This window comes from Actibacterium atlanticum (genome assembly GCF_000671395.1).
Lineage (GTDB): Bacteria > Pseudomonadota > Alphaproteobacteria > Rhodobacterales > Rhodobacteraceae > Actibacterium_D > Actibacterium_D atlanticum.
In genome coordinates, this window is the sequence record NZ_AQQY01000009.1 from 1 (window position 1) to 19,619 (window position 19,619).

The 19,619-nt window shown below is 63.2% G+C and carries 21 protein-coding genes and 2 riboswitches; of the genes, 2 read left to right on the forward strand and 19 right to left on the reverse strand.

Going from position 1 to position 19,619, the window contains the following annotated elements:
* The 8 genes from ATO10_RS16540 to ATO10_RS12715 all read right to left on the reverse strand — a co-directional run.
* A partial coding sequence (locus tag ATO10_RS16540) for a hypothetical protein (protein ID WP_202898662.1) occupies positions 1-321 on the reverse strand: 321 nt, incomplete at its 3' end.
* A 179-nt stretch (positions 322-500) separates the two neighbouring features.
* Entirely contained in the window at positions 501-1,253 is a 753-nt protein-coding gene (gene cobF, locus ATO10_RS12685; RefSeq protein ID WP_035252149.1) for a precorrin-6A synthase (deacetylating), read from the reverse strand.
* Between the two features lie 68 nt (positions 1,254-1,321).
* Entirely contained in the window at positions 1,322-1,999 is a 678-nt protein-coding gene (locus ATO10_RS12690) for an energy-coupling factor ABC transporter permease (RefSeq protein WP_035252150.1), read from the reverse strand.
* Between the two features lie 74 nt (positions 2,000-2,073).
* Positions 2,074-2,282: riboswitch (cobalamin riboswitch) on the reverse strand.
* Between the two features lie 17 nt (positions 2,283-2,299).
* On the reverse strand, positions 2,300-3,022 hold the full coding sequence (gene cobA / locus ATO10_RS12695; protein WP_035252152.1) for a uroporphyrinogen-III C-methyltransferase: 723 nt from the start codon (positions 3,020-3,022) through the stop codon (positions 2,300-2,302).
* Positions 3,019-4,332 carry a cobyrinic acid a,c-diamide synthase CobB gene (locus ATO10_RS12700; RefSeq protein WP_035252154.1) on the reverse strand — a complete coding sequence of 438 codons (1,314 nt, stop codon included), beginning with the start codon at positions 4,330-4,332 and terminating at the stop codon, positions 3,019-3,021. Before ATO10_RS12700 ends, cobA begins: the two co-directional genes overlap by 4 nt.
* On the reverse strand, positions 4,329-5,114 hold the full coding sequence (gene cobM, locus ATO10_RS12705; RefSeq protein ID WP_035252156.1) for a precorrin-4 C(11)-methyltransferase: 786 nt from the start codon (positions 5,112-5,114) through the stop codon (positions 4,329-4,331). Before cobM ends, ATO10_RS12700 begins: the two co-directional genes overlap by 4 nt.
* The gene (locus tag ATO10_RS12710) at positions 5,111-5,470 is read right to left on the reverse strand and encodes a cobalamin biosynthesis protein (RefSeq protein ID WP_202898663.1); all 360 of its coding nucleotides are present in this window, start codon (positions 5,468-5,470) and stop codon (positions 5,111-5,113) included. Before ATO10_RS12710 ends, cobM begins: the two co-directional genes overlap by 4 nt.
* Positions 5,467-6,654, reverse strand: coding sequence for a bifunctional cobalt-precorrin-7 (C(5))-methyltransferase/cobalt-precorrin-6B (C(15))-methyltransferase (locus ATO10_RS12715; protein WP_035252159.1), 1,188 nt, complete (start codon positions 6,652-6,654; stop codon positions 5,467-5,469). Before ATO10_RS12715 ends, ATO10_RS12710 begins: the two co-directional genes overlap by 4 nt.
* Between ATO10_RS12715 and ATO10_RS12720 the strand changes: the two genes are divergently transcribed.
* Complete coding sequence (locus ATO10_RS12720; protein ID WP_035252160.1) at positions 6,653-7,402, forward strand: cobalt-precorrin-6A reductase; 750 nt, start codon at positions 6,653-6,655, stop codon at positions 7,400-7,402. The two genes, ATO10_RS12715 and ATO10_RS12720, sit on opposite strands and share 2 nt — an antisense overlap.
* Here the strand turns inward: ATO10_RS12720 and cobJ are convergent.
* Genes cobJ through ATO10_RS12755 form a run of 7 tightly spaced genes read right to left on the reverse strand, consistent with a single transcriptional unit; the run spans position 7,378 to position 15,318 of the window.
* Entirely contained in the window at positions 7,378-8,115 is a 738-nt protein-coding gene (cobJ, locus tag ATO10_RS12725) for a precorrin-3B C(17)-methyltransferase (RefSeq protein WP_035252162.1), read from the reverse strand. The two genes, ATO10_RS12720 and cobJ, sit on opposite strands and share 25 nt — an antisense overlap.
* Positions 8,112-8,828 carry a precorrin-2 C(20)-methyltransferase gene (cobI, locus tag ATO10_RS12730; protein WP_035252163.1) on the reverse strand — a complete coding sequence of 239 codons (717 nt, stop codon included), beginning with the start codon at positions 8,826-8,828 and terminating at the stop codon, positions 8,112-8,114. The genes cobJ and cobI overlap by 4 nt, the downstream gene beginning before the upstream one ends.
* Positions 8,829-8,831: 3 nt before the next feature.
* Positions 8,832-9,461 (reverse strand): precorrin-8X methylmutase, encoded by a 630-nt coding sequence (locus ATO10_RS12735; protein ID WP_035252165.1) that lies wholly within the window; start codon positions 9,459-9,461, stop codon positions 8,832-8,834.
* Complete coding sequence (locus tag ATO10_RS12740) at positions 9,462-10,646, reverse strand: hypothetical protein (RefSeq protein ID WP_035252167.1); 1,185 nt, start codon at positions 10,644-10,646, stop codon at positions 9,462-9,464.
* Positions 10,643-13,888 carry a cobaltochelatase subunit CobN gene (gene cobN, locus ATO10_RS12745; RefSeq protein ID WP_035252168.1) on the reverse strand — a complete coding sequence of 1,082 codons (3,246 nt, stop codon included), beginning with the start codon at positions 13,886-13,888 and terminating at the stop codon, positions 10,643-10,645. Before cobN ends, ATO10_RS12740 begins: the two co-directional genes overlap by 4 nt.
* Before the next feature lie 6 nt (positions 13,889-13,894).
* Entirely contained in the window at positions 13,895-14,947 is a 1,053-nt protein-coding gene (gene cobW / locus ATO10_RS12750) for a cobalamin biosynthesis protein CobW (protein WP_035252170.1), read from the reverse strand.
* Positions 14,948-14,949: 2 nt separating this feature from the next.
* Positions 14,950-15,318, reverse strand: a complete 369-nt coding sequence (locus tag ATO10_RS12755) for a DUF1636 family protein (protein ID WP_155886765.1) — start codon at positions 15,316-15,318, stop codon at positions 14,950-14,952.
* Positions 15,319-15,413: 95 nt separating this feature from the next.
* Positions 15,414-15,637, reverse strand: a riboswitch (cobalamin riboswitch).
* Between the two features lie 38 nt (positions 15,638-15,675).
* Here ATO10_RS12755 and cobO point away from each other — a divergent pair.
* The gene (cobO, locus tag ATO10_RS12760) at positions 15,676-16,296 is read left to right on the forward strand and encodes a cob(I)yrinic acid a,c-diamide adenosyltransferase (protein ID WP_035252175.1); all 621 of its coding nucleotides are present in this window, start codon (positions 15,676-15,678) and stop codon (positions 16,294-16,296) included.
* Here the strand turns inward: cobO and cobD are convergent.
* Genes cobD through ATO10_RS12780 form a run of 4 tightly spaced genes read right to left on the reverse strand, consistent with a single transcriptional unit; the run spans position 16,293 to position 19,576 of the window.
* The gene (gene cobD, locus ATO10_RS12765; protein WP_035252177.1) at positions 16,293-17,258 is read right to left on the reverse strand and encodes a threonine-phosphate decarboxylase CobD; all 966 of its coding nucleotides are present in this window, start codon (positions 17,256-17,258) and stop codon (positions 16,293-16,295) included. The genes cobO and cobD overlap by 4 nt on opposite strands.
* Before the next feature lie 10 nt (positions 17,259-17,268).
* A complete protein-coding gene (gene cbiB, locus ATO10_RS12770; protein ID WP_035252180.1) occupies positions 17,269-18,204 on the reverse strand; it encodes an adenosylcobinamide-phosphate synthase CbiB in 936 nt (311 codons plus the stop codon).
* Positions 18,201-19,013: a hypothetical protein gene (locus ATO10_RS12775; RefSeq protein ID WP_035252182.1), complete on the reverse strand. Its 813-nt coding sequence runs from the start codon at positions 19,011-19,013 to the stop codon at positions 18,201-18,203. The genes cbiB and ATO10_RS12775 overlap by 4 nt, the downstream gene beginning before the upstream one ends.
* On the reverse strand, positions 18,995-19,576 hold the full coding sequence (locus ATO10_RS12780; RefSeq protein ID WP_035252185.1) for a histidine phosphatase family protein: 582 nt from the start codon (positions 19,574-19,576) through the stop codon (positions 18,995-18,997). The genes ATO10_RS12775 and ATO10_RS12780 overlap by 19 nt, the downstream gene beginning before the upstream one ends.
* Positions 19,577-19,619: the final 43 nt, after the last annotated feature.

Consider the following 19,619-nt stretch of genomic DNA (forward strand, 5'->3'; position numbering starts at 1 on the left):
CAAGGCGGCTTTGCCGGACGTCAGGGCGGCGGCTTTGGCGGCGGTCAGGGCCAGGGCGGCTTTGCCGGACGTCAGGGCGGTGGCTTCGGCGGCGGTCAGGGCCAGGGCGGCTTTGCCGGGCGTCAGGGCGGCGGCTTCGGCGGCGGTCAGGGCCAAGGCGGCTTTGCCGGACGTCAGGGCGGTGGCTTCGGCGGCGGTCAGGGCCAAGGCGGCTTTGCCGGACGTCAGGGTGGCGGCTTTGGTGGCGGTCAGGGCCAGGGCGGCTTTGGGCAGGGGCGTTTTGGGGGTGCATTCGGTGCTGGCCAGCAGCAACAGCCTCAAGCAGCTTCTGCACAGCAACCCGAGGCCCCAAGCGTAGATTCAAAGGCGCCCGAAGGCGGCTGGGTCAACTGGCGCGAAGATGCCCGCAAAGAAAAGACCTGAGCTTAGGTTTACAGATAAATTCGGAAAACCGGCGCGGAATTTCGCGCCGGTTTTTTTGTTTGGGGGTGGGCCCGCAGTCAGGCGCGCCGCATCAAATAGATATCCATGATCCAGCCATGGTCGGCCCGCGCCTCGGCGCGGCGAGTCACGATCTGCGGACCTACTTCGCTGAGCGGGCCGTGCAGGCAGATTTCGTTTTCCATCCCGGCATAGGCGGTCCACCAGATATCGATGCCGACCGGATCCAATGTCTCAAAGGCACCGCCTGCGTCCAGCATGACCACAACAGTATCCGCGCCGGTGGGCCACCCGTTGTCACGAAGTTGACGACCGGTGGTGATTACCACGGGCGCGCCAATGTCGTTCAGCGGAATAGCGTGCCCTGCGGTTAGTGCCTGAATCGCGGTAATGCCGGGGACGACCTGCACATTCAAGGCCATCTGCGACTTCAGACGTTCGGCAATACGCAACGTGCTGTCATACAGCGACGGATCGCCCCAGACCAGAAAAGCGACATTGCCGCCTTTGGGCAGCTGGGCCACGATTTCGCGCTGCCAAATCGTGGCGATGGCGTCATGCCAGTCGTCAACCCGTTGCCGATAGTCGGGTGTATTGGGGTCGCGCACCGGCAGGTCAAACTCATGCAGACGTGGGGCGGGATCGCGCAGCACCTGCGTGCAGATATCACGCCGCAACCCGGCCAGATCGTCTTTGCCCTTCCCTTTGCGCGGGATCAGTATCAGATCAGCGCTGTTCAAGGCCTCAATCGCCTGCAAAGTCAGGTGCTGCGGATTGCCAGAGCCGATGCCTACAAGGGTCAGAGTGATCATGGTCAGGACCTCAAATGCAACACGGCCCCGCGCTGGTCGGGGCCGTGTCAGATTGGATCAAACGACGCTTAGGCCGCGTTGTAGACACGCGGTGTCAGCAGCGAAGTGCGCGACAGGCCGCGCAGCGATTTCGCGCCAGCCAGAACAGCCAGATCAACCAGCGGCTCAAGGATCACGACCAGCATGTAAGCGCCGCCGAAGGACAGAACCGAGGCGACATTCGCAGCGCCAAAGCCCTGACCGTAAAACGCCCAGAAGGCGACCCAAGCCACAACACCACCCTGGAACGCCGTCGAAAGCGCCAGAGCTTGGCTGTATTTCAGGTCAACATAAGCCGTGCCGGGCGCGATGATGCGCTTGGCCAGCGCCTGAACAGCAAACAGAGGCACCAGCAGCGTGGTGGTGTTGATGAAGTACTGCGGCAGATCGAAGGGGGCGAAGAATACGCCCTGCGCCAGCAGTCCCAAGGCCAGACCAAAGGCGGCGGGTGCCGCGCCGAACATCAAGAACAGGGTCGAACCGAGGATAAAGTGAACTTCGGATACGCCCACAGGATAGTGCGGCAGAACCTGAAAGAAGCTGAACACCAGCACGGTCGAGATCACCGTGCGCAGCACAAGGGCGGGCAGGCCCGACTGGCGGATGGTTTCAACCGCGCGCTTCACGGCATAAGTGGCCGCGCCGGCGGCGGTGGCATAGCTGAGCGCAATCTTCGCGCCATCAACGATTCCGGGTTCGATATGCATTTTTCTTTCCTCCATGCCGTCACACCCGACGGCGGATCATGTGTTGCTCCGGCTGGGCCGGAAATAGGTTGCGGGCATCAAGGCCCTTTACGGCAGGTCTCCTGACTTGCGGGTCAATGCCTTCCCAGCCCTTCCCGGCCTGTGGGCCAGTGGTTTCTCTGGAGGCTCGCCGCTTACAGTTGCGGGGGCAGTCACGGGTTTGGCGCCTGTTGGCTACACCGCACCGTGTTCCCTTTTCATCCGGGGCGCTTTGCACCCATGGAACCGTGACGTCTGTGGTGGGTTACAAAGCGGTGTTTGTCAATCCTCATCTGCCAAAGGGCCAAACAGAATCAGCCCCGGCGCGTCGCTGGTGTTGGCGTCGATTTCGTCGACCAAAGCAGCCATGGTGCTGCGATGCAGCGATTGCTCTGGGGTAGAGACCCCCTGCGCCAGCATCGCGGGCATGTCTTCTGGCAGACCGGCGTCGATCAAACGCTGGGCCAGCTTCGCAAAGGTCCGACGGCCCATATAGATGGCAGTGGTTGCTTCGGGATCGGCGAGCGCGGCAATGTTCAGTTCTTCGGGCAAGGCACCGGTGACATCGTGACCGGTGACAAACTGCAAGCGGCGCGCGGTCAGGCGGCGGGTCAGCGGAATGCCTGCCGCCGCGGCGGCAGCGCTGGCGGCGGTGACCCCGGGGATGATCTCAAACTTGATGCCAGCAGCACGCAAGGCTGTGGTTTCTTCTTCAAGACGGCCAAAAACGCCCGCATCACCCGATTTCAGGCGCACGATACGCCCCCCTTGGGACGCATAATCCACCAGCAACCGGCTCACGTGGTCTTGCTTGGGCGAGGGGCGCCCGGCGCGCTTGCCCACACCGACCAGATCAGCATCCGGCCCGACATGATCCAGAATGGGCCCTGCCGACAGATCGTCATACAGCACCGCATCGGCGCTTTTCAGACGGTCAAGCGCCTTAAGCGTCAACAGCTCTGGATCGCCGGGGCCAGAGGAGACGAAACTGACAAACCCGCTCATACGGCCTCCGTGATCAGATGGAAGAACGTGCCGCTGGCCAGTCCGCGGCAAGAGCCGGTTTCTGGCACTTCCACCCCGTTGGCGTCAAGCACCCGGGCCAAAGGTGCGTCGGGTTGTTCGACAATGGTCGAGTAATGGAACTCGTGCCCGCATAGGCGGGTTCCGGTTTCAAGCCCGGGCATCTGGGCTTTTAGTTCTGCTTGACGATATCCAAGGTGCATCTTGCGTTTTTGGTAAGAGGTCACCAAGCCAAGCAATCCGGCCATTTCGTGCCGGATGCCCTCTTTGTCGATCAAGGCGGTGCCCATGGCCATGTAGCCCCCGCATTCTCCATGGATCGGACGGGTCTGGGCAAAGGCGCGCAGCCCTGCGCGGAAAGCAGTGGCCGCAGCCAGTTTCCCGGCGTGCAGTTCAGGGTAGCCACCGGGCAGCCAGCAGATGTCGGCGCTGGGATCGGGCGCCTGATCGGCCAGCGGTGAGAACGGTAAAATCTCGGCCCCTGCCGCGCGCCAGCTGTCCAGAAGATGCGGATAAACAAAGGAAAACGCCCCATCCCGGGCAAGCGCGATGCGTTGGCCGGGGGGCTTTGCCCGAGCGGCAGGTGCCGTAGGCGCCAAAGTCGGCTGTGCCGCGGCCCGCAAGCGCCGTAAGTCGATATGTTCAGCGATAAAGGCCCCTGCCGACGCCATAATCTGATCCAGCTTGGTGTGTTCTTCGGCCTGTACCAGCCCCAAATGGCGCTCGGGCATTTCTATGGATGTATTGCGGGGCAGGGCGCCCAGTACGGTGATTCCGGCATCGTCCATCCCTTTGCGCACCAACGCTTCGTGGCGTGGGCTGGCGACACGGTTCAACACCACACCGGCCAGCTTCGTTTCGGGGCGCATCAGGGCAAATCCCTTGGCCACGGCGGCTGCGGATTGCGCCTGACCAGAGACGTCGATCACCAGAACCACCGGCCATCCGGCCAGCTCGGCGATATCAGCACTGGCTCCGGTGCCAAAAGCACCGGGTTGGGCAACGCCGTCAAACAGGCCCATCGAGCCTTCGGCCAGCACCAGATCGGCACCATTGGCGGCCTGCAACAACTGTCCGATCAGCTCTTCACGCATCGCCCAGCTATCAAGGTTCACAGAGGCCCGCCCCGAAGCCGCACGGTGAAAGCCTGGGTCAATGTAGTCAGGCCCGCTTTTGAACGGTTGCACGGTCACGCCCTGATCGGTGAGCGCCCGCAACAAGCCCAACATCAGGGTGGTTTTCCCAGTGCCCGACGCCGGGGCCGAGATCAGAAGTCCGGGTGGAAGGCTCATTCTTGGCCCTCCGGAAAGCGCGGATTGGTGCCGACGGGGCGATAGCGACGATCATAGTCGCCCGCATAGAGACAGCTTTCATCGAAGTCTTCAGTCCCCAATGCCGGGCCGACAAGGATCAAAGCCGTGCGGCCGCGCTCGCCGCCGGTTGCGTCTTCCAATGTGGCCAGCGTTGCGCGTACGACGCGTTGATCGGGCCATGTGGCGCGCCAGACGATCGCGACCGGGCAGTTGGCGCCATAATGCGGGGTCAGACGTGCGATGACGTCCTCTAACACATGTACCGACAGGTGGACCGCAAGAGTTGCCCCAGTCGCTGCAAAATTTTCCAGTGTTTCGCCTTCGGGCATTGCACTGGCCCGGCCCGACGTACGGGTCAGCACCAGAGATTGCGCGACGCCCGGTAGGGTCAGTTCTGATTCCAACGCCGCGGCGGCGGCGGCAAAGGCCGGAACGCCGGGTGTGACGTCAAACGGGATGCCTTCGGCCCGCAAGCGGCGCAGCTGTTCACCCATGGCGGACCAGACGGACAAATCACCCGAATGCAGTCGAGCGACGTCTTGGCCAGCCGCATGCGCGGTTTTGATCTCGGCGATGATCTCATCCAGCGACAGGGGCGCGGTGTTCACGATCCGCGCGCCGGGCGGGCAGTGGTCCAGCAAGGCTTCGGGCACCAGCGACCCGGCATAAAGACACACTGGACAGGCCGCGATCAGGTCGCGCCCGCGCAGCGTAATCAAGTCAGCCGCGCCCGGTCCGGCGCCGATGAAATGGACGGTCATGTTTCGGGTCCTTCTGCGATGGCGGCGGTGGCCATGCCATCAGTTGATATCTTGCGGGGGCCCAGCAGTCGCGCGCCGGGGCCAGCAGCGGCCAAGGCGGCGGCCTCGGCCAGCGATCCGGTGCCAAAACGCGCCTGAATGCGGGGCGATTGGGTCAGGGTATTCTGACCTTGAATCTGAGCTTCGGTCACAGGCAGCAAAGGCAGGTTCAATTCTTGTGCCAATGTTACGATCACATCTGCCGCGGCCTTGGGCATGATCGTCGCCAAACCGTCTGCCGGGCCGACCATCTCTAGCGCTTCGCGCAGCGAGGCAACCGGCGCATCAGCGCGAAATCCGATACCGGCGATCTTCATCGGGTCCCACTCCATTGCACAATCGGGCGGACGCGGTCCCAGCCGCGCATTCGACCCAGCGGCGTGGCCTCGGCAATCTCGAACCGCATCAGGCGCCCCCCCTTGGTGGCATGCCAATTGGTCAGAAGGGTTTCGGTCTCTAGCGTCACAGCATTGGCAACGATCCGGGTTCCTTGCGGCAGCATGTGCCAAAGGGCGTCCAACATCTCCTTGGATGCACCACCCCCGATGAAAACCGCATCAGGAGCGGGGTGATGGGCGAGGGCGTCTGGGGCCGCGCCTTCGACCACTTTGATCCGGTGCGACAAGCCGAAGTTTTCGGCATTGGCGCGGATATTGTTGCAGCGGTCTGAACGAAGTTCAATCGTTACGGCCTCTGCACCTGACGCTGCCAAGCACCACTCAACACTTACCGACCCAGAGCCGCCACCGATGTCCCACAGTGTTTCCTTGGGGCGCGGCGCGAGGGCCGAGAGTGTCAGCGCACGCACGGGGCGTTTGGTGATCTGCCCGTCCGAGGCAAAGAGATCATCCTCTAAACCGCTGGCTTGCGACAGGCCGGGGGCGCCCGCGCAGTCAATTGCGACCGCAACAGGGGCGGATGTGTTGGTTAGATCGAAATCTTGCGCGGTGGTGGTCCGGATACGCTCACGCGACCCCCCCAGACATTCCAAGATATAAAGGGGCGACGGGCCAAAGCCCTTGTCGGTCAGCCATGCGGCCAACGCTTTGGGCGCATCGCCATCACGTAGCAAACAGATCACCTTCACCCCGGCGGACAGTACCGGAACCAAGCGTTCAAATGGCGCGGCGTGCAAGCCGTGGCACAGGGTTTCCTCGAGCCGCCAACCCAGAGCCGAGGCGGCCAACGCGAAGGTCGAGGGCGCAGGGTAACTGCGCCATTCAGTAGCTTTCAGATGTTTGGCGATGGACCCGCCAGCGCCAAACCAGAACGGATCGCCCGAGGCCAAAATGGCCACCTTGGTATTGCGCAGCGCCAACACAGGTTCAACCGAGAATGGCACTGGCCAAGGGCGGCCTTTGTCGCCGACACCTGCCAGTTCCAGATGGCGCGAGCCGCCAAACACGATTTCGGCACCCGACAGCGCCGCACGGCTTGCGTCTGACAGTCCGTTCAGGCCATCCTCGTTAATACCGATGATGCTTAGCCAGGGGTCACACATGCCACGCATCCTTCTTTTGGGGGGCACAACCGAAGCAAGCCGCCTTGCCCGTGCCTTGTCCGAGGCCGGTATGAACGCTGTTTTTTCCTACGCGGGGGTCACCAAGTCGCCTGTCGCGCAACCCCTTGCGACGCGGGTCGGTGGGTTTGGCGGCGTAGAGGGGCTGAAGACCTATCTGACCACCGAAGGTATCACCCATGTTGTTGACGCGACCCATCCATTTGCGGCGGGTATGAGCACCAACGCCATTGCCGCCTGCGCCGAGACGGACGTCGATCTGTGCGCGCTTGAGCGCCCTGCCTGGCGCGCCGAACAGGGTGACATTTGGACAAACGTTTCCGACATGACCGCCGCGGTGCAAGCGCTTCCGGTCGATCCTAAACGGGTTTTTCTGGCGATCGGAAAGAAGAACATCGCTGATTTCGCCGTGCAGCCCCAGCATCACTATCTGCTGCGGTTGGTGGACGCGCCCGACGGTGTGATCCCGCTTCCCAGCTATGACGCCGTCGTGGCGCGCGGTCCGTTTGAAGTGGCCCAGGACACCGCGCTTTTGCAGGATCATCGCATCGACCTGATCGTCGCCAAGAATGGTGGCGGCAAAGGCGCGCGCGCCAAGTTGGACGCCGCCCGAGCGCTGGGCCTGCCGGTCATCCTGATCGACCGTCCCAAGGTGCCCGCAAGGCGTGTCTTGCCGACCGTCGCTGATGTGATGGCGTGGCTGGGTCATGGGGCCGACCGCGGCGTATAGACAAACCGCCCCAACCGGGTGGTCTGGGCATTGCCGACAATCACAACGGTGCGCATGTCGGCCATGTCCTCGGTGGCCGCGGATAGGGTCACCGTGTTCAGCGTCTCATCCGGCTTCGACACGTTGCGGGCAAAGCTGATCAAGGTGTCGCCGCCGCATTCTTCGCGCAGAATATCCAGTGCACGGCCAAACTGACGCGGGCGAGACTTCGAACGCGGGTTGTAAAACGCCATCGCAAATCCGCCACGCCCGGCCATGCGCAAACGATGTTCAATCAGGTCCCAGGGTTTCAGGTTGTCGCTAAGATTGATCGCGCAGAAATCATGCCCCAATGGCGCGCCCAAACGGGCCGCTGCTGCCAGCATCGCTGTGATGCCCGGCAGAATGCGGATGTCCAGATCAAGCCATTCTTCAGGGCCGCTGCCCAAGGCCTCAAACAGGGCCGATGCCATGGCAAACACACCCGGATCGCCTGACGAAACTACAACTACGCGGCGCCCTTCTGCGGCCATTTGCAACGCATGCGCAGCGCGGTCCAGCTCTACCCGATTGTCCGAGGCATGCAGGGTCAAACCCTTACGCGGCGCGACCCGTGCGACATAGGGGAAATAGCCAACAATGTCGGTGGCCTGATCCAGCGTTTGCTGCACCTCGGGCGTGATCAGCGCGTCATCGCCCGGGCCAAGCCCGGCAACTGCAACCCAGCCGCTCATGGGCGCCGTCCGTTGCCGTGGATGACGGCGATGGTGAAATAGGGCACCGGACCTTCTGTTTCAGACAGGCGGGTGACTTTCTGACCGGGCATCGTGCCGCGTTCCACCAACCAAGTGTCCTGCGCACGGCCTGCGGTTTCCAGCGCCCGTTTCAGCTTGGGAAGGTTGCGCCCAATTTTCATCACGATCAGCGCATCAGTGTCGGCGGCGCGGCGGGCCAGTTCATCCTCGGGCAAGGTCGCCATCAGCACGGTCAGCACATCGTCGCCCCAGGTGATCGGCTGATCCGTCGCTGTCCAGCAGCCTGACATGCCGGTAATGGCGGGTACGATTTCAACCTCGGCCCGACCTTGCAGACGGCTGTGCAGATGCATGAACGAGCCGTAGAAGAACGGATCACCCTCGCACAGCACGATCACATCCCGGTCCTTGGCCATGGCTTCAAGCCGGTCGGCCCAGTCTTCGTAGAACGCCGAGAGGATCCGGTTATATTCGGGATCATCCAGTGGAATTTCGGTGGTGACCGGGTATTCCATTGCGTGCTCGCGGGCGTCCTCGCGCACCATCCCGTTGACGATTTGACGTGCTTGCCCGGCGCGGCCAGCCTTGCGGAAATAGGCGACATCCTGTGCGCCGCGGATCAATCTGTCGGCGCGGACGCTCATCAGTTCGGGGTCGCCGGGCCCAAGCCCGACACAAATGACTTTACCCATGGCTTATTCCTTCCGGCTGGCGAGCGCGTTGACGGCGGCGACGGTAATGGCCGAGCCTCCCAGCCGTCCCTGCACGATCATCGAGGGGACGGGCAGGTCCTGCATCAAGGCCTCTTTCGATTCCGCCGCGCCAACAAAGCCCACCGGACAGCCAATGATGGCGGCGGGGCGCGGGCAATCCGGGTCTTCGAGCATGTTCAGCAGGTGAAACAGGGCCGTGGGCGCGTTGCCGATTGCCACGACAGCACCGTCCAAATGGGGGCGCCAAAGCTCCAACGCGGCGGCGGAACGGGTGTTGGCCATGTCTTTCGCCAAGTCAGGCACCCGAGGGTCCTGCAGCGTGCAGATGATTTGGTTGTCGGCGGGCAGGCGGGGGCGGGTGATGCCCTCGGACACCATGCGCACGTCGCACAAGATCGGCGCGCCGTCTTTAAGCGCCTGACGCGCCACCGTGGCCATGCCGCCAGCAAACTGCACATGTTCCTCCAACCCGACAAAGCCAAGTGCGTGAATCATCCGCACGACTACAGGTTCTTCGTCATGGTCGAACCGGTCCAGATCAGCCTCGGCCCGGATGGTGGCAAAGCTTTCAGCATAGATCGCTGCGCCGTTCTTTTCATAGCTGTGGGGCATTCAGGGGCCTTCTTGGGATAGAATTTCGGGGTTTTGGATCAGCTGCGCGGCGGTTAGCCCGCAGCGGATTGGGCGGCCATCGGCGCGGCCGTTTTGGATCAGGTCAAATTGGTCTTGCCCTGTGGCGGTCAGGGTCAGGTCAGCTTTGCCGGGGTGGGCGCACCCTTTGGCGCAACCTGACACGTGCAGGGTTTTGCCAGAGGGCAGAGACGTGGCCAACTGGCGGGCCAGGTCGCGTGTTGGCGCGAGCCCCTGCGGGCAACCGGGCGCGCCGGTGCAGGCGTAGACATTCATCACCGCGGCATCGGGATCGGTGATCAGATCAGTGGTATCGGGCAGACGTGTCGCACCGCGCAGCAGGACCATCCGATAAGGGGTCAGCGCCACCCCCCCGGGGGCATGATCGGCCAGCCAGCCAAGATGGGTTGCAGGCAGTTGCCCGAAGGCGGCAGCCACGCAAAGGCCGTGAGCAACCAGACCGGGTTTGGCCTTGGGCGCAGCAGGGCTGGGGTGCGCATCCCCCACCAGATCGGCGGGTAGCTGCGCGCCATGGGCGAGATGATTGCGCATCCGTCCGCGGCCATCCGCGCCAACCCCGCCCGAGGTGATAAACCAGCGCGCCATCTGCAGGGCGATCTCGACCGCGTCTGCCACCGAGGTGCTCAGGCGGCCCGTGTCCGCGCCGTCGGCACGTACGATGAACCCCTCCCCCGAGCTTTCGATCCGAATGTCGGCGCTTATACCCGACAAGTGGCGATGGCCGGGGGCCACGTCGATCAAGAAGCCGAATTTTCCGGGTAGCGCGGGCATATCGGGTGCAGACAAGCCCTTGGTCAAGGCGGCTGCAATCGCTTCGTGATGCAGGTCTTGCGCGTTGCGAAACGGGTTTAAGATGATGTTGCGTTTCGCTTCCAGTTCCGGGCTGGAATCCAACAAGTCCAGATCACGCAGCCGGGCATGAAGTTCGGGCAGACTGGCATTGGCCACGCCTCTGATTTGCAGGTTCGCACGCGTGGTCATTTCCAACACGTCAGTGCCAAGGCGCTGGGCCGCTTCGCCCAGACCATGCGCTTGAACTGCGTTCAATCTTCCCAGAGGCGGGCGTACGCGCACCACCAGCCCATCGCCCGAGGCCATCGGACGCAGGGCGCCGGGGCACCAACCTTTGATTTGTGGGGCGCTCATGGCTGAGCCTCCAACCCGGCGGTGATGGAGTTGCGCATGGTTTGCCACAGCCCCGCCGCGTGCAAGGCGGCAAAGCGGTCGCGCAGGGCTTGCAGGGCTTGCGGGTTGGCCTCCTGCATGAAGTCGACCAGATCGTCGCGGCCCAGCGTGGCCTCGAAATAGAGGTCAAACAAATGCGGGCTGACGACCCCCGCCAGATGGGCGAAGGCGGCCAGATGATCCAGCGTCGCGGCGACTTCGGCCGCGCCCCGAAACCCGTGGCGCATCATGCCGCTGGGCCAGTCGGGGTTGGCAGCGCGGGCGCGGACGGTGCGGGCGATTTCCTCGGCCAGCGACCTTGCGCGCGGCGCGTCAGGTCGGGTGGCATCCATGTGGTAAAGCGCCGGCGCCTGTGCGCCGAGCTGCGCCATGGCCGCGGCGAACCCCGCCTCATGCGCGGCATAATCCGAGGCCATCAGCACATCGGTTTCAGGCAGGTCCTGCAGGTGTACGAAACTGTCGGCGGCCTGCAACCGTGCTTCCAGTGCATCACGCGCGGGGGCGATCCGCCCCTTTGCGTCGATGGCGTGGGATGAAGCCGCCAACCATGCTTCGCCCGCCGCCTGACGGGCCTCCTCAGAATAGTCTTCCAGCTGCGCGGTCATATTCAGCCCGTATTGACCGGGCTTCGGGCCAAAGACGCGCGGGGTGGCGTCCAGATAGGGGTTGTCGGCACGATCTTCCTCGCGCTCGGCCAGGGCGGCTGAGGCGGCTTCGAACATCTGCGCAAGCCCCGGGAAGACATCGCGAAACAGGCCCGATACCCGCAGGGTCACGTCAATCCGTGGGCGGTTCAACAGAGCCAATGGCACAACTTCGAACCCCGATACGCGCTGCGAGCCTTCGTCCCACTTTGGCGCGAGACCGGCAAGGTGCAACGCCATGGCGAATTCCTCGCCTGCGGTGCGCATGGTGGCGGACCCCCACAGGTCAATCACCAGCCCTTTGGGCCAGTCGCCATGGTCCTGAAGGTGGCGGCGCAGCAGCTCTTCCGCCAGTTTCACACCTTGGGCATGCGCCGCCCGCGAAGGTACGGCGCGTGGATCGGTGGTAAACAGGTTGCGCCCGGAGGGCAGCACATCGGATCTTCCGCGAAACGGCGAGCCAGACGGACCGGCCGGCACGAACCGGCCCGCAAGCGCGGCGGTCAGACCCGCCTGTTCAGACGCGCCGCAGTCGCCTGTGCCAAACACATGCAATCCGTCAGAATACTGGCTTTCCTTGATGTCGCACACGAACGCGTCGATCCGGGTGATGGCCTCGGCCGCGTTGGCGTCTGCGGGGATGTCCAGATCGGCCTCAACGCCGCGCCCTTGGGCCTCGGCCCGGATGTCGGCGATCAGCCGATCGCGACGCGCCGGGTCCAGACCATCGGCGGTCGAATACTCATCCAGCAGATGTTCCAGCTGCCCTAAGCCTTCGGGCAGTTTGGTCTGGGCCAAAGGTGGGGGCAGGTGGCCGATGGTGACAGCGCCAATCCGGCGCTTGGCCTGCGCAGCCTCGCCGGGGTCATTGACAATGAACGGGTAGATCACCGGCAGATCGCCGGTCAGCGCCTCGGGCCAGCAGTCATGCGAAAGGGCAACAGATTTGCCGGGCAGCCATTCCAGCGTGCCATGCGCGCCGATATGGATCAGCGCATCAGATTGCGCGCGCAGCCACAGGTAAAACGCAACATAGGAATGGCGCGGGGTGCGCGACAGATCGTGATAGTCGTCATCGCGCTGCTGCACATCGCCGCGTTCGGGTTGCAATGCAATCAGCGCCTTCCCCGCGCGCAGGGCAGGAAAGTGGAACGCACCTCCGCTAAACAGCGGGTCATCGACCGGATCACCCCAAGCCGCCGTCAGGTCGTCGCGCAGAAGGGGGGGCAGCGTTTTGAGCGCCTGCTCGTAGTCTGCCAAGTCCCATGACAGCGTTTCGCGCGTCAGCCTTTGGCCCAGATCAGTTTGCGGGCGGACCTCATGTCCGGTCTTTGACAGATCGGCCAGCATGGCCTCGGTTGAGGCAAGCGCGTCCAGCCCGACAGCGTGGGCCAGCTGATAGTCTTTGCCCGGATAGGTCGACAGGACCAGCGCCACGCGTTTCTCTGCTGCTGCCAGCGTGGACAAGCGGTGCCAGTTTTGAACACGGTTTGCTATGGCCTCAATCCGGTCGGCATCGGCGCGGTGGGCAAAACGTGAATATTCCAGATCAGGATCCCGCTTGCCGGGGGATTTGAAACTGGCAACGCCAGTGAAGATACGGCCATCGACCTCGGGCAGTACCACATGCATGGCCAAATCAGCTGGGGAAAGGCCGCGTTCTGCCTCGGCCCAATCCTTGCGGCGCGCAGTCGATAGGGCGATCTGAAAGACCGGGCAGCCAGCCGCATCCAGTGGTGAAGGCGACCCATCCCCACCTTGCGCCGAAAACGCGGTGGCGTTGATGATGGCATCGGGGGAAAGCCGCGTGATCTGATCACGCACCCATTTGGCCGAGTTCGGCGCCTTGAGGCTGGCCGCAAAGACGCCATAGGCGTCAAATCCGCGGGCGCGCAAGGCGGCGATCATCGCATCCACCGGACTGGTGTCAGCCGCAGTCAGGTAGGACCGATAGAAGGTGACGAGTGCCAGCGGTTTTCCACCCGGTTCCGGTGGGTCGATCACGCCATGATCGGGGTCATAGAACCCAGCCTCGGGCACGGTTTTAGACCCGGGCACGGGCGCGGCATACAATCCAGCTGCCAAGGACAGTTGCGCCAAAGCGGCTTGCGCGGCAACCGCCCCGCCTGCGTCGCACAGGTGTTGCAACCGGCGCAGGGTAGACACAGGCAGGGTGGAAAGTTCATCCAGCCGCGCATCGGGGCGGCCATCGGCGGGCAACACGGCCAGTGCGATGCTTTGCCTCCGGGCCATGTCCTGCAACGTCGCCAGCCCATAAGGCCAATAGCTTTCGCCGCCGATCAACCGCACCAAAACACCTTTGGCGCCGACCAATGTTTGCTCGGCGTAGGTGTCCACCGAAAGCGGGTGTTTCAGCGCCACAAGATTGGCCAGCCGCAAGGTGGGCAGCTTACCGTCGGCGCGATGCCATCCTGCCGCGAAAGCGCCAAGATCACTGTCGGAAAACGACAGCACCACAAGATCTGCGGGCGTTTGCCCCAAATCCTGCGGGGTGTCTGTTTCCCCCAGCCCATGGCTTTCGCGAAAGACGACATGCATGCAGGATCAGCCCTCCAGTACGGCGCGGATGGCGGCTTCGTTGATGTTGTCGTGTTCAGCGATCACCACCAATTGCGTGCGGCGCGGCTCAGCGCCCCATGGGCGGTCGAATTGCGAACGGACGCGTGCACCGACGGCCTGCACCAACAAGCGCATCGGTTTGCCCGACACCGCGACATAACCTTTGACACGCAGGATGCTTTGCTCTTTGGCCAGACGTTCGATCGAAGCGCTTAGGGCTTCGGGGTCAGACACCTCACCCAACTCGACGACAATACTGTCGAAATCATCATGGTGATGATCATCGTCGTGATCATGATGGTGATGGCCATCGTGATGGCTGGGGCGGGCCTCCAGATCATCCTCGGCGGCGGCGTTCAGGCCCAGCACGACGCGCGGGTCGATTTCACCCTCGGTCATGGGCAGGATCGGCAGAGGGCGCGGGGCCTCGGCCTCGATCACAGCGCGGGCTTTGGCGATGCCGTCTTCGCCCGCGAGATCGGCTTTGGAGAGCAGGATAATATCGGCACAGGAGACCTGATCTTCGAACACCTCGGACAGGGGCGTTTCGTGATCCAGCGACTCGTCGGCGTCGCGTTGGGCCGCGACGGCGTCCAGATCGGGGGCGAATTGGCCGCTGGCGACGGCCTCGGCGTCAGCGAGCGCAATCACACCGTCCACAGTGATGCGCGAGCGGATCGCCGGCCAGTCAAAGGCTTTCAAAAGCGGCTTGGGCAGGGCCAACCCTGAGGTTTCGATCAGGATGTGATCGGGCTGTTCGGGCAGGGCCATCAGGGCCTCAATCGTCGGGATGAAATCATCGGCGACAGTGCAGCAAATACAGCCGTTCGCCAGCTCGACGATGTTTTCCGCCGGGCAGTTTTCATCCGAGCAGGATTTCAGGATGTCGCCATCCACCCCGGCGGTGCCGAATTCATTGACCAGTACGGCAAGGCGTTTGCCTTGCGGATTGGACATCAAATGGCGGATCAGCGTGGTTTTACCCGCGCCCAGAAAGCCGGTGACGACAGTGACGGGGATTTTTGACAGATCGGACATGGTTACTCCTGCGGGGGAATGCGGGCGATGGATTGTTTGCGAAAGATTTCGGGCCGTTCGCGCCAGGGCACGATCCCGTCCTGCGAAGCGGCATAGGCGCTGACACCGTCGATGATGTCTTGGGCGTGCTGGTCTGGGTCCATGTCGCCATACACATAGGTCCAGCGCGCCGGACCACCGCTAAGCGCAATCGAACAGCCGCGGGTGCAGGCGGACAGGCACTCAACAGGTTTTACGGTCACGTTGTCGGGCAGACCGCTTGCCTGCAGAGCGTCCAACAGGCGGTTGCCGGGGCGCGGCTCTTCGGCCACAGGTTCCCCACCGGCAATCCGGCGGCAGGTCGTACAGACAGTTAGCGTTACCTTGGCCATGCAGCCGATCCCTTGCTTTGGCTTAGGGGGGCTGGACATCGGGCATGCATCAGATGGCATCCTCCGAACCCGGCCGCGACACACCCCGATCGCCCGTTCAAATCCGTGTGTTGGCAGGTCTCCCGGCTTGCGGATATCAGGGCGGTTGCCCCGGCGGTCTGCCCATCTTCCCGGCGCAACAGAGCCAGTGATCAGGCGACCTTTCCGGTCACGGTCGCGGGGGCGGCTGCGTTTCAACCCGGTCCCGTTTGGGGCCAAAGGCCTATCGCATTCCCTCTTCGCCTGTCCTAAGACAGGAACCAACGCGCCTTCCAGTGCGGCAAAACCACGTGCCTTGTCAAGCAAAGGAACCGGACGATGACCGAAGATACGACCAATGAAGAAGCCCGCCACGCCGCAAAAATGGCGAAAAAGAAGGCCGCGCGCGATCGGATGATGGAGCGCAAGGAGGGCGAGAAAGGTCTGGTTATCGTCCACACCGGCGCGGGCAAAGGGAAATCTTCGTCCGGGTTCGGGATGATTCTGCGGTGCGTCGCCCATGAAATGCCTTGTGCCGTCGTGCAGTTTATCAAGGGAGCGTGGGACACGGGTGAACGCCGCCTGCTCGAGGGCAATTTCAGCGATCTTTGTCAGTTCCACGCCATGGGCGAGGGCTTTACATGGGAAACTCAGGACAAGGCGCGTGACATCGCAATGGCCGAAAAGGGCTGGGCCAAGGCCAAAGAGCTGATCCGCGATCCTGAAATTCGCATGGTGTTGCTGGACGAGATCAACATCGCCCTGCGCTATGATTATCTGGACATCACAGAGGTTGTCGACTTTCTTCAAAACGAAAAGCCTGAGATGACCCATGTGGTCCTGACTGGGCGCAATGCCAAGGAAGAGCTGATCGAGATTGCTGATCTGGTGACCGAGATGAAGCTGATCAAGCACCCGTTTCGATCCGGCATCAAAGGGCAAGCCGGGGTGGAGTTTTAATCCAGCGCATCCTTTAGTCTTGCCCATTCAGCGGGCGTACCAGGCAGGCCCAGCCGGATCAGGCTGGGTGACCAGGGGAAGATGCGGCTCCAGATGTGGGACTTGGCCAAGCGGTCTTGCGCGGCTTCGGCGTTTGGCGTGGCATAGAGCCTGAAAAGCTCGCCGCCCCCCGCGCTGTCCCATCCCGCGCCTGCCGCGATGACGTCGATCCGAGGGACTTCCGAGCGCAGGCGCGCCGTTGTTTGGGCGGCCCATTGCGTGTCGGCCAGCGCTTTCAGGCCAATTTCAATGGCTGCGCCCGAGATCGGCCACGGTCCGGCGGCCTCGGCCAGTTTGGCGATGTCGTCACCGTGGCCCAGCACAAACCCCAGGCGCAGTCCGGCAAGCCCGTAGAATTTGCCGAAGGATCGCAACACCAAAAGCCCCGGTTTATCGGCTGCAATCGATGCGACTGATAGATCGGGGCGCGGGTCGGCGAAGCTTTCGTCCACCACCAGCAGTCCGACTTTATCCCGAAGGGCTTTCAGTTGAGCGGCGGAAAAGGTTTGACCATCCGGGTTGTTCGGGTTCACCACCACCGCCAGATCCGCGCCATGTAGGTCCTTAAGCGTCGGAACGTCCTGCACCGTCCATCCTCCAGCCCTCAGGCTGGCGGCGTGTTCGTTGTAGGTTGGCGCCAACACGCGGGCCTCGCCCGGAATGCGCAGCTGCGGGATCAGCTGGATCGCGCCTTGCGCCCCGGCCAGCGGCAAGATCGGTGCCTGGGTGCGATAGGCCCGCGCGGCCGCGTCACACAGGGCGGCGATTTCCGCCTTGGTGGGCAGGTTTTGCCAACGCGCGGGCGGAATATCGGGCATGGGATAGGGCACCCGATTGATCCCGGTTGAAAGGTCGATCCAATCGCTGGGATCGCCGCCAAAGCGGGCCATCGCCCCGTCCAGATTTCCACCGTGATCGCGCATGTATGCCCCCTTAGATCAGGGCCAATATCCCCAGACAGGCGGCCAGCGCAACCATTGCGCGCAGGTAAAGGCGCAATCCGCGGTGCAGATCGCTGGGGCTTGGGTCGGGCGCAGCGCCATTCACCCATGGCTCGGAGAGGACGGTGTCGCCATAGCTGCGCGGGCCTGACAAGCGCAGGTTCAGCGCACCTGCCAAGGCGGCCTCGGGCCAGCCGGCATTGGGCGATCGGTGCTGGCTGGCGTCTTTCGCCATCTGCCGCAGGGCAGATATTGGCCGTGCCGAGGTCAGCGCGAACAACACCCCCGTCAGACGGGCGGGGATCAGGTTGACCACATCATCCAATCGCGCGGCGAATTTTCCGAAATACTCGTAGCGGTCATTGCGATGCCCGATCATCGAGTCCAACGTGTTGATTGCCTTATAGGCGGCGATGCCGGGCAAGCCAAAGACCAGCCCCCAGAACAGCGGCGCGACAATCCCGTCGCTGGTGTTCTCGGCCAAGCTTTCTAACGCCGCGCGGGCGACGGCGGGTTCGTCCAGCTGCGACGGGTCGCGTCCAACGATCATCGACACCGCGAAGCGCGCGGCAGCCAGATCACCTTGGGCCAGAGGTCGCGCGACAGCGGAAACATGGCTGTGCATGGAGCGCGCCGCGACCAGCGGCCAAGCCAGCACCCCGGCCAAGATGGCTCCCTCCCATCCGGACGGGACCAGACCCACAATCAAGATGGCGGGTATCGTGGCGCAAGCGATCGTAAGTAGGCTGGTCAGCGCCCCCATGATAAGGCGACGTTTGGCTGAGCCGTCATTCAACCGGGTTTCAAGTGCGCCGATCACCCGTCCCAGCCAGGTTACGGGATGGCCGATGCGTTTGAACAGGCCGTCGGGCCAGCCAATCAGCGCATCCAGTACCAACGCCACAAGCATTGCCAGCGCACCGGTCATCTGGTGCTCCCGGCGCGAAACTGTACAACCTGCCGAAACCCACTTTGGCGCAGCGCTGATTTGGCTGATGGCGGCACGGTGCCCGGCGCAAAGATCAATCCGCGCGCTGACCCGGTATGCGCGATGACATGGCCTAAAGCCCCAAGTCGTTTCGCCAAGCTTTCGGTCGGGTCTTGCGCTGGACCGCGCAGGGCCAGATTGCGCTGGGCGGACAGGCTGGCGACCTGCGCAAGTGTTTCAAGGTCGGGCGCGCGCTGCCAACGGGCCACAAGGTCCGATACATCGGCAAAGTTATGATCGACCGGTCGGGTGCGCCGGGGCGGACCAAAGAAACCACCAACCACATCGAACCGGGGCAGGGGCGGCAGTTGGGCCAGAACCTGCGCTCGACGCGAGGCCCAAAGCACACGTTCGGGCCGGGGCAACATAAGCGGATCGCTGGCGCCCTCCGTCGCGATACAGGCTTGCGCGATCTCTTTGGCCGTCACATCCCGACAAGCCAGATGCGCCAGAGCAACCAGAGCGGCGGTTGAGGCCCCGGCGCCGCCACCGGCAGGCATTTGCGCGTGCAGACGAAACCGTCCAAATGCGCCGTTCAGACCTGTCAGAAATGTGCGCGCCTGTGCCGGAGTGATAAGCCGCTGTTGACTGAACAGGCGCAGGTGGCGATCGGGTTGGAACTGCGCCGTCACACAGAGGTCGGGGCACGGCAGTGTCAGCAACGCAACGGGGCCATTTTCTCCGATGCGGCCCTGGATCAGCTCTCCGAAATGGCCGGCGATACGGGCGGTCAGGGGGCTGTTGCGCACTGGTTTACCCCCCCGATGACAAACTGGCCGCCGGGCAGAAGGGTTATCCGCGTGACAGACAGTGGTTTCACATCGAACGACAAAGCGGGTGCAACCGTACCAATTGCCAGCGCCAAAGCGGCGCGCACCGTGCCGGCATGGGCGACAATGGTCGCCGGGCCTCGCAATGCGATATCGTTCAAGATAGGGGATATGCGGGCGCAAATATCGGCAAAACTTTCCCCTTCAGGCGGGCGGTGTTCGGCCAACAGTTCACCGCTTAACGGGCCAATATCTGGGATGTCTCCAAAGGGCAGACCCTCCCATGCGCCAAAGCTTTGCTCCCACAGGTCCGCATGTGTCTCGGGTGTCAGGCCGGGCCAGAGCTGTGCGCTGGTTTGCAAGCACCTTTGGGCCGGGCTAGCGATCAAGCGCTCGGGCCTAGAAAGCATCGCACGCAGCGCGTCAAACCCCGCCTTGTTGCTGCAATCAGCGGGCAGATCGCGACGGCCATAAACGCGGCCATCGCCCTGCACCGGGGCGTGCCGTATCAGCGTCAACTCCGCGCCGGGCTGTGCCTGCATAGCCGAATTACCCCTTCCACACGACGCCCATATCTGCTTTTTC

Bases quoted from the DNA above. Each gene is read 5' to 3' on its own strand.
- cobF (WP_035252149.1), bottom strand. From the start codon at position 1,253: ATGATCACTCTGACCCTTGTAGGCATCGGCTCTGGCAATCCGCAGCAC.
- ATO10_RS12690 (WP_035252150.1), bottom strand. From the start codon at position 1,999: ATGCATATCGAACCCGGAATCGTTGATGGCGCGAAGATTGCGCTCAGC.
- cobA (WP_035252152.1), bottom strand. From the start codon at position 3,022: ATGAGCGGGTTTGTCAGTTTCGTCTCCTCTGGCCCCGGCGATCCAGAG.
- ATO10_RS12700 (WP_035252154.1), bottom strand. From the start codon at position 4,332: ATGAGCCTTCCACCCGGACTTCTGATCTCGGCCCCGGCGTCGGGCACT.
- cobM (WP_035252156.1), bottom strand. From the start codon at position 5,114: ATGACCGTCCATTTCATCGGCGCCGGACCGGGCGCGGCTGACTTGATT.
- ATO10_RS12710 (WP_202898663.1), bottom strand. From the start codon at position 5,470: ATGAAGATCGCCGGTATCGGATTTCGCGCTGATGCGCCGGTTGCCTCG.
- ATO10_RS12720 (WP_035252160.1), top strand. From the start codon at position 6,653: ATGCCACGCATCCTTCTTTTGGGGGGCACAACCGAAGCAAGCCGCCTT.
- ATO10_RS12715 (WP_035252159.1), bottom strand. From the start codon at position 6,654: ATGTGTGACCCCTGGCTAAGCATCATCGGTATTAACGAGGATGGCCTG.
- cobJ (WP_035252162.1), bottom strand. From the start codon at position 8,115: ATGAGCGGCTGGGTTGCAGTTGCCGGGCTTGGCCCGGGCGATGACGCG.
- cobI (WP_035252163.1), bottom strand. From the start codon at position 8,828: ATGGGTAAAGTCATTTGTGTCGGGCTTGGGCCCGGCGACCCCGAACTG.
- ATO10_RS12735 (WP_035252165.1), bottom strand. From the start codon at position 9,461: ATGCCCCACAGCTATGAAAAGAACGGCGCAGCGATCTATGCTGAAAGC.
- ATO10_RS12740 (WP_035252167.1), bottom strand. From the start codon at position 10,646: ATGAGCGCCCCACAAATCAAAGGTTGGTGCCCCGGCGCCCTGCGTCCG.
- cobN (WP_035252168.1), bottom strand. From the start codon at position 13,888: ATGCATGTCGTCTTTCGCGAAAGCCATGGGCTGGGGGAAACAGACACC.
- cobW (WP_035252170.1), bottom strand. From the start codon at position 14,947: ATGTCCGATCTGTCAAAAATCCCCGTCACTGTCGTCACCGGCTTTCTG.
- ATO10_RS12755 (WP_155886765.1), bottom strand. From the start codon at position 15,318: ATGGCCAAGGTAACGCTAACTGTCTGTACGACCTGCCGCCGGATTGCC.
- cobO (WP_035252175.1), top strand. From the start codon at position 15,676: ATGACCGAAGATACGACCAATGAAGAAGCCCGCCACGCCGCAAAAATG.
- cobD (WP_035252177.1), bottom strand. From the start codon at position 17,258: ATGCGCGATCACGGTGGAAATCTGGACGGGGCGATGGCCCGCTTTGGC.
- cbiB (WP_035252180.1), bottom strand. From the start codon at position 18,204: ATGACCGGTGCGCTGGCAATGCTTGTGGCGTTGGTACTGGATGCGCTG.
- ATO10_RS12780 (WP_035252185.1), bottom strand. From the start codon at position 19,576: ATGCAGGCACAGCCCGGCGCGGAGTTGACGCTGATACGGCACGCCCCG.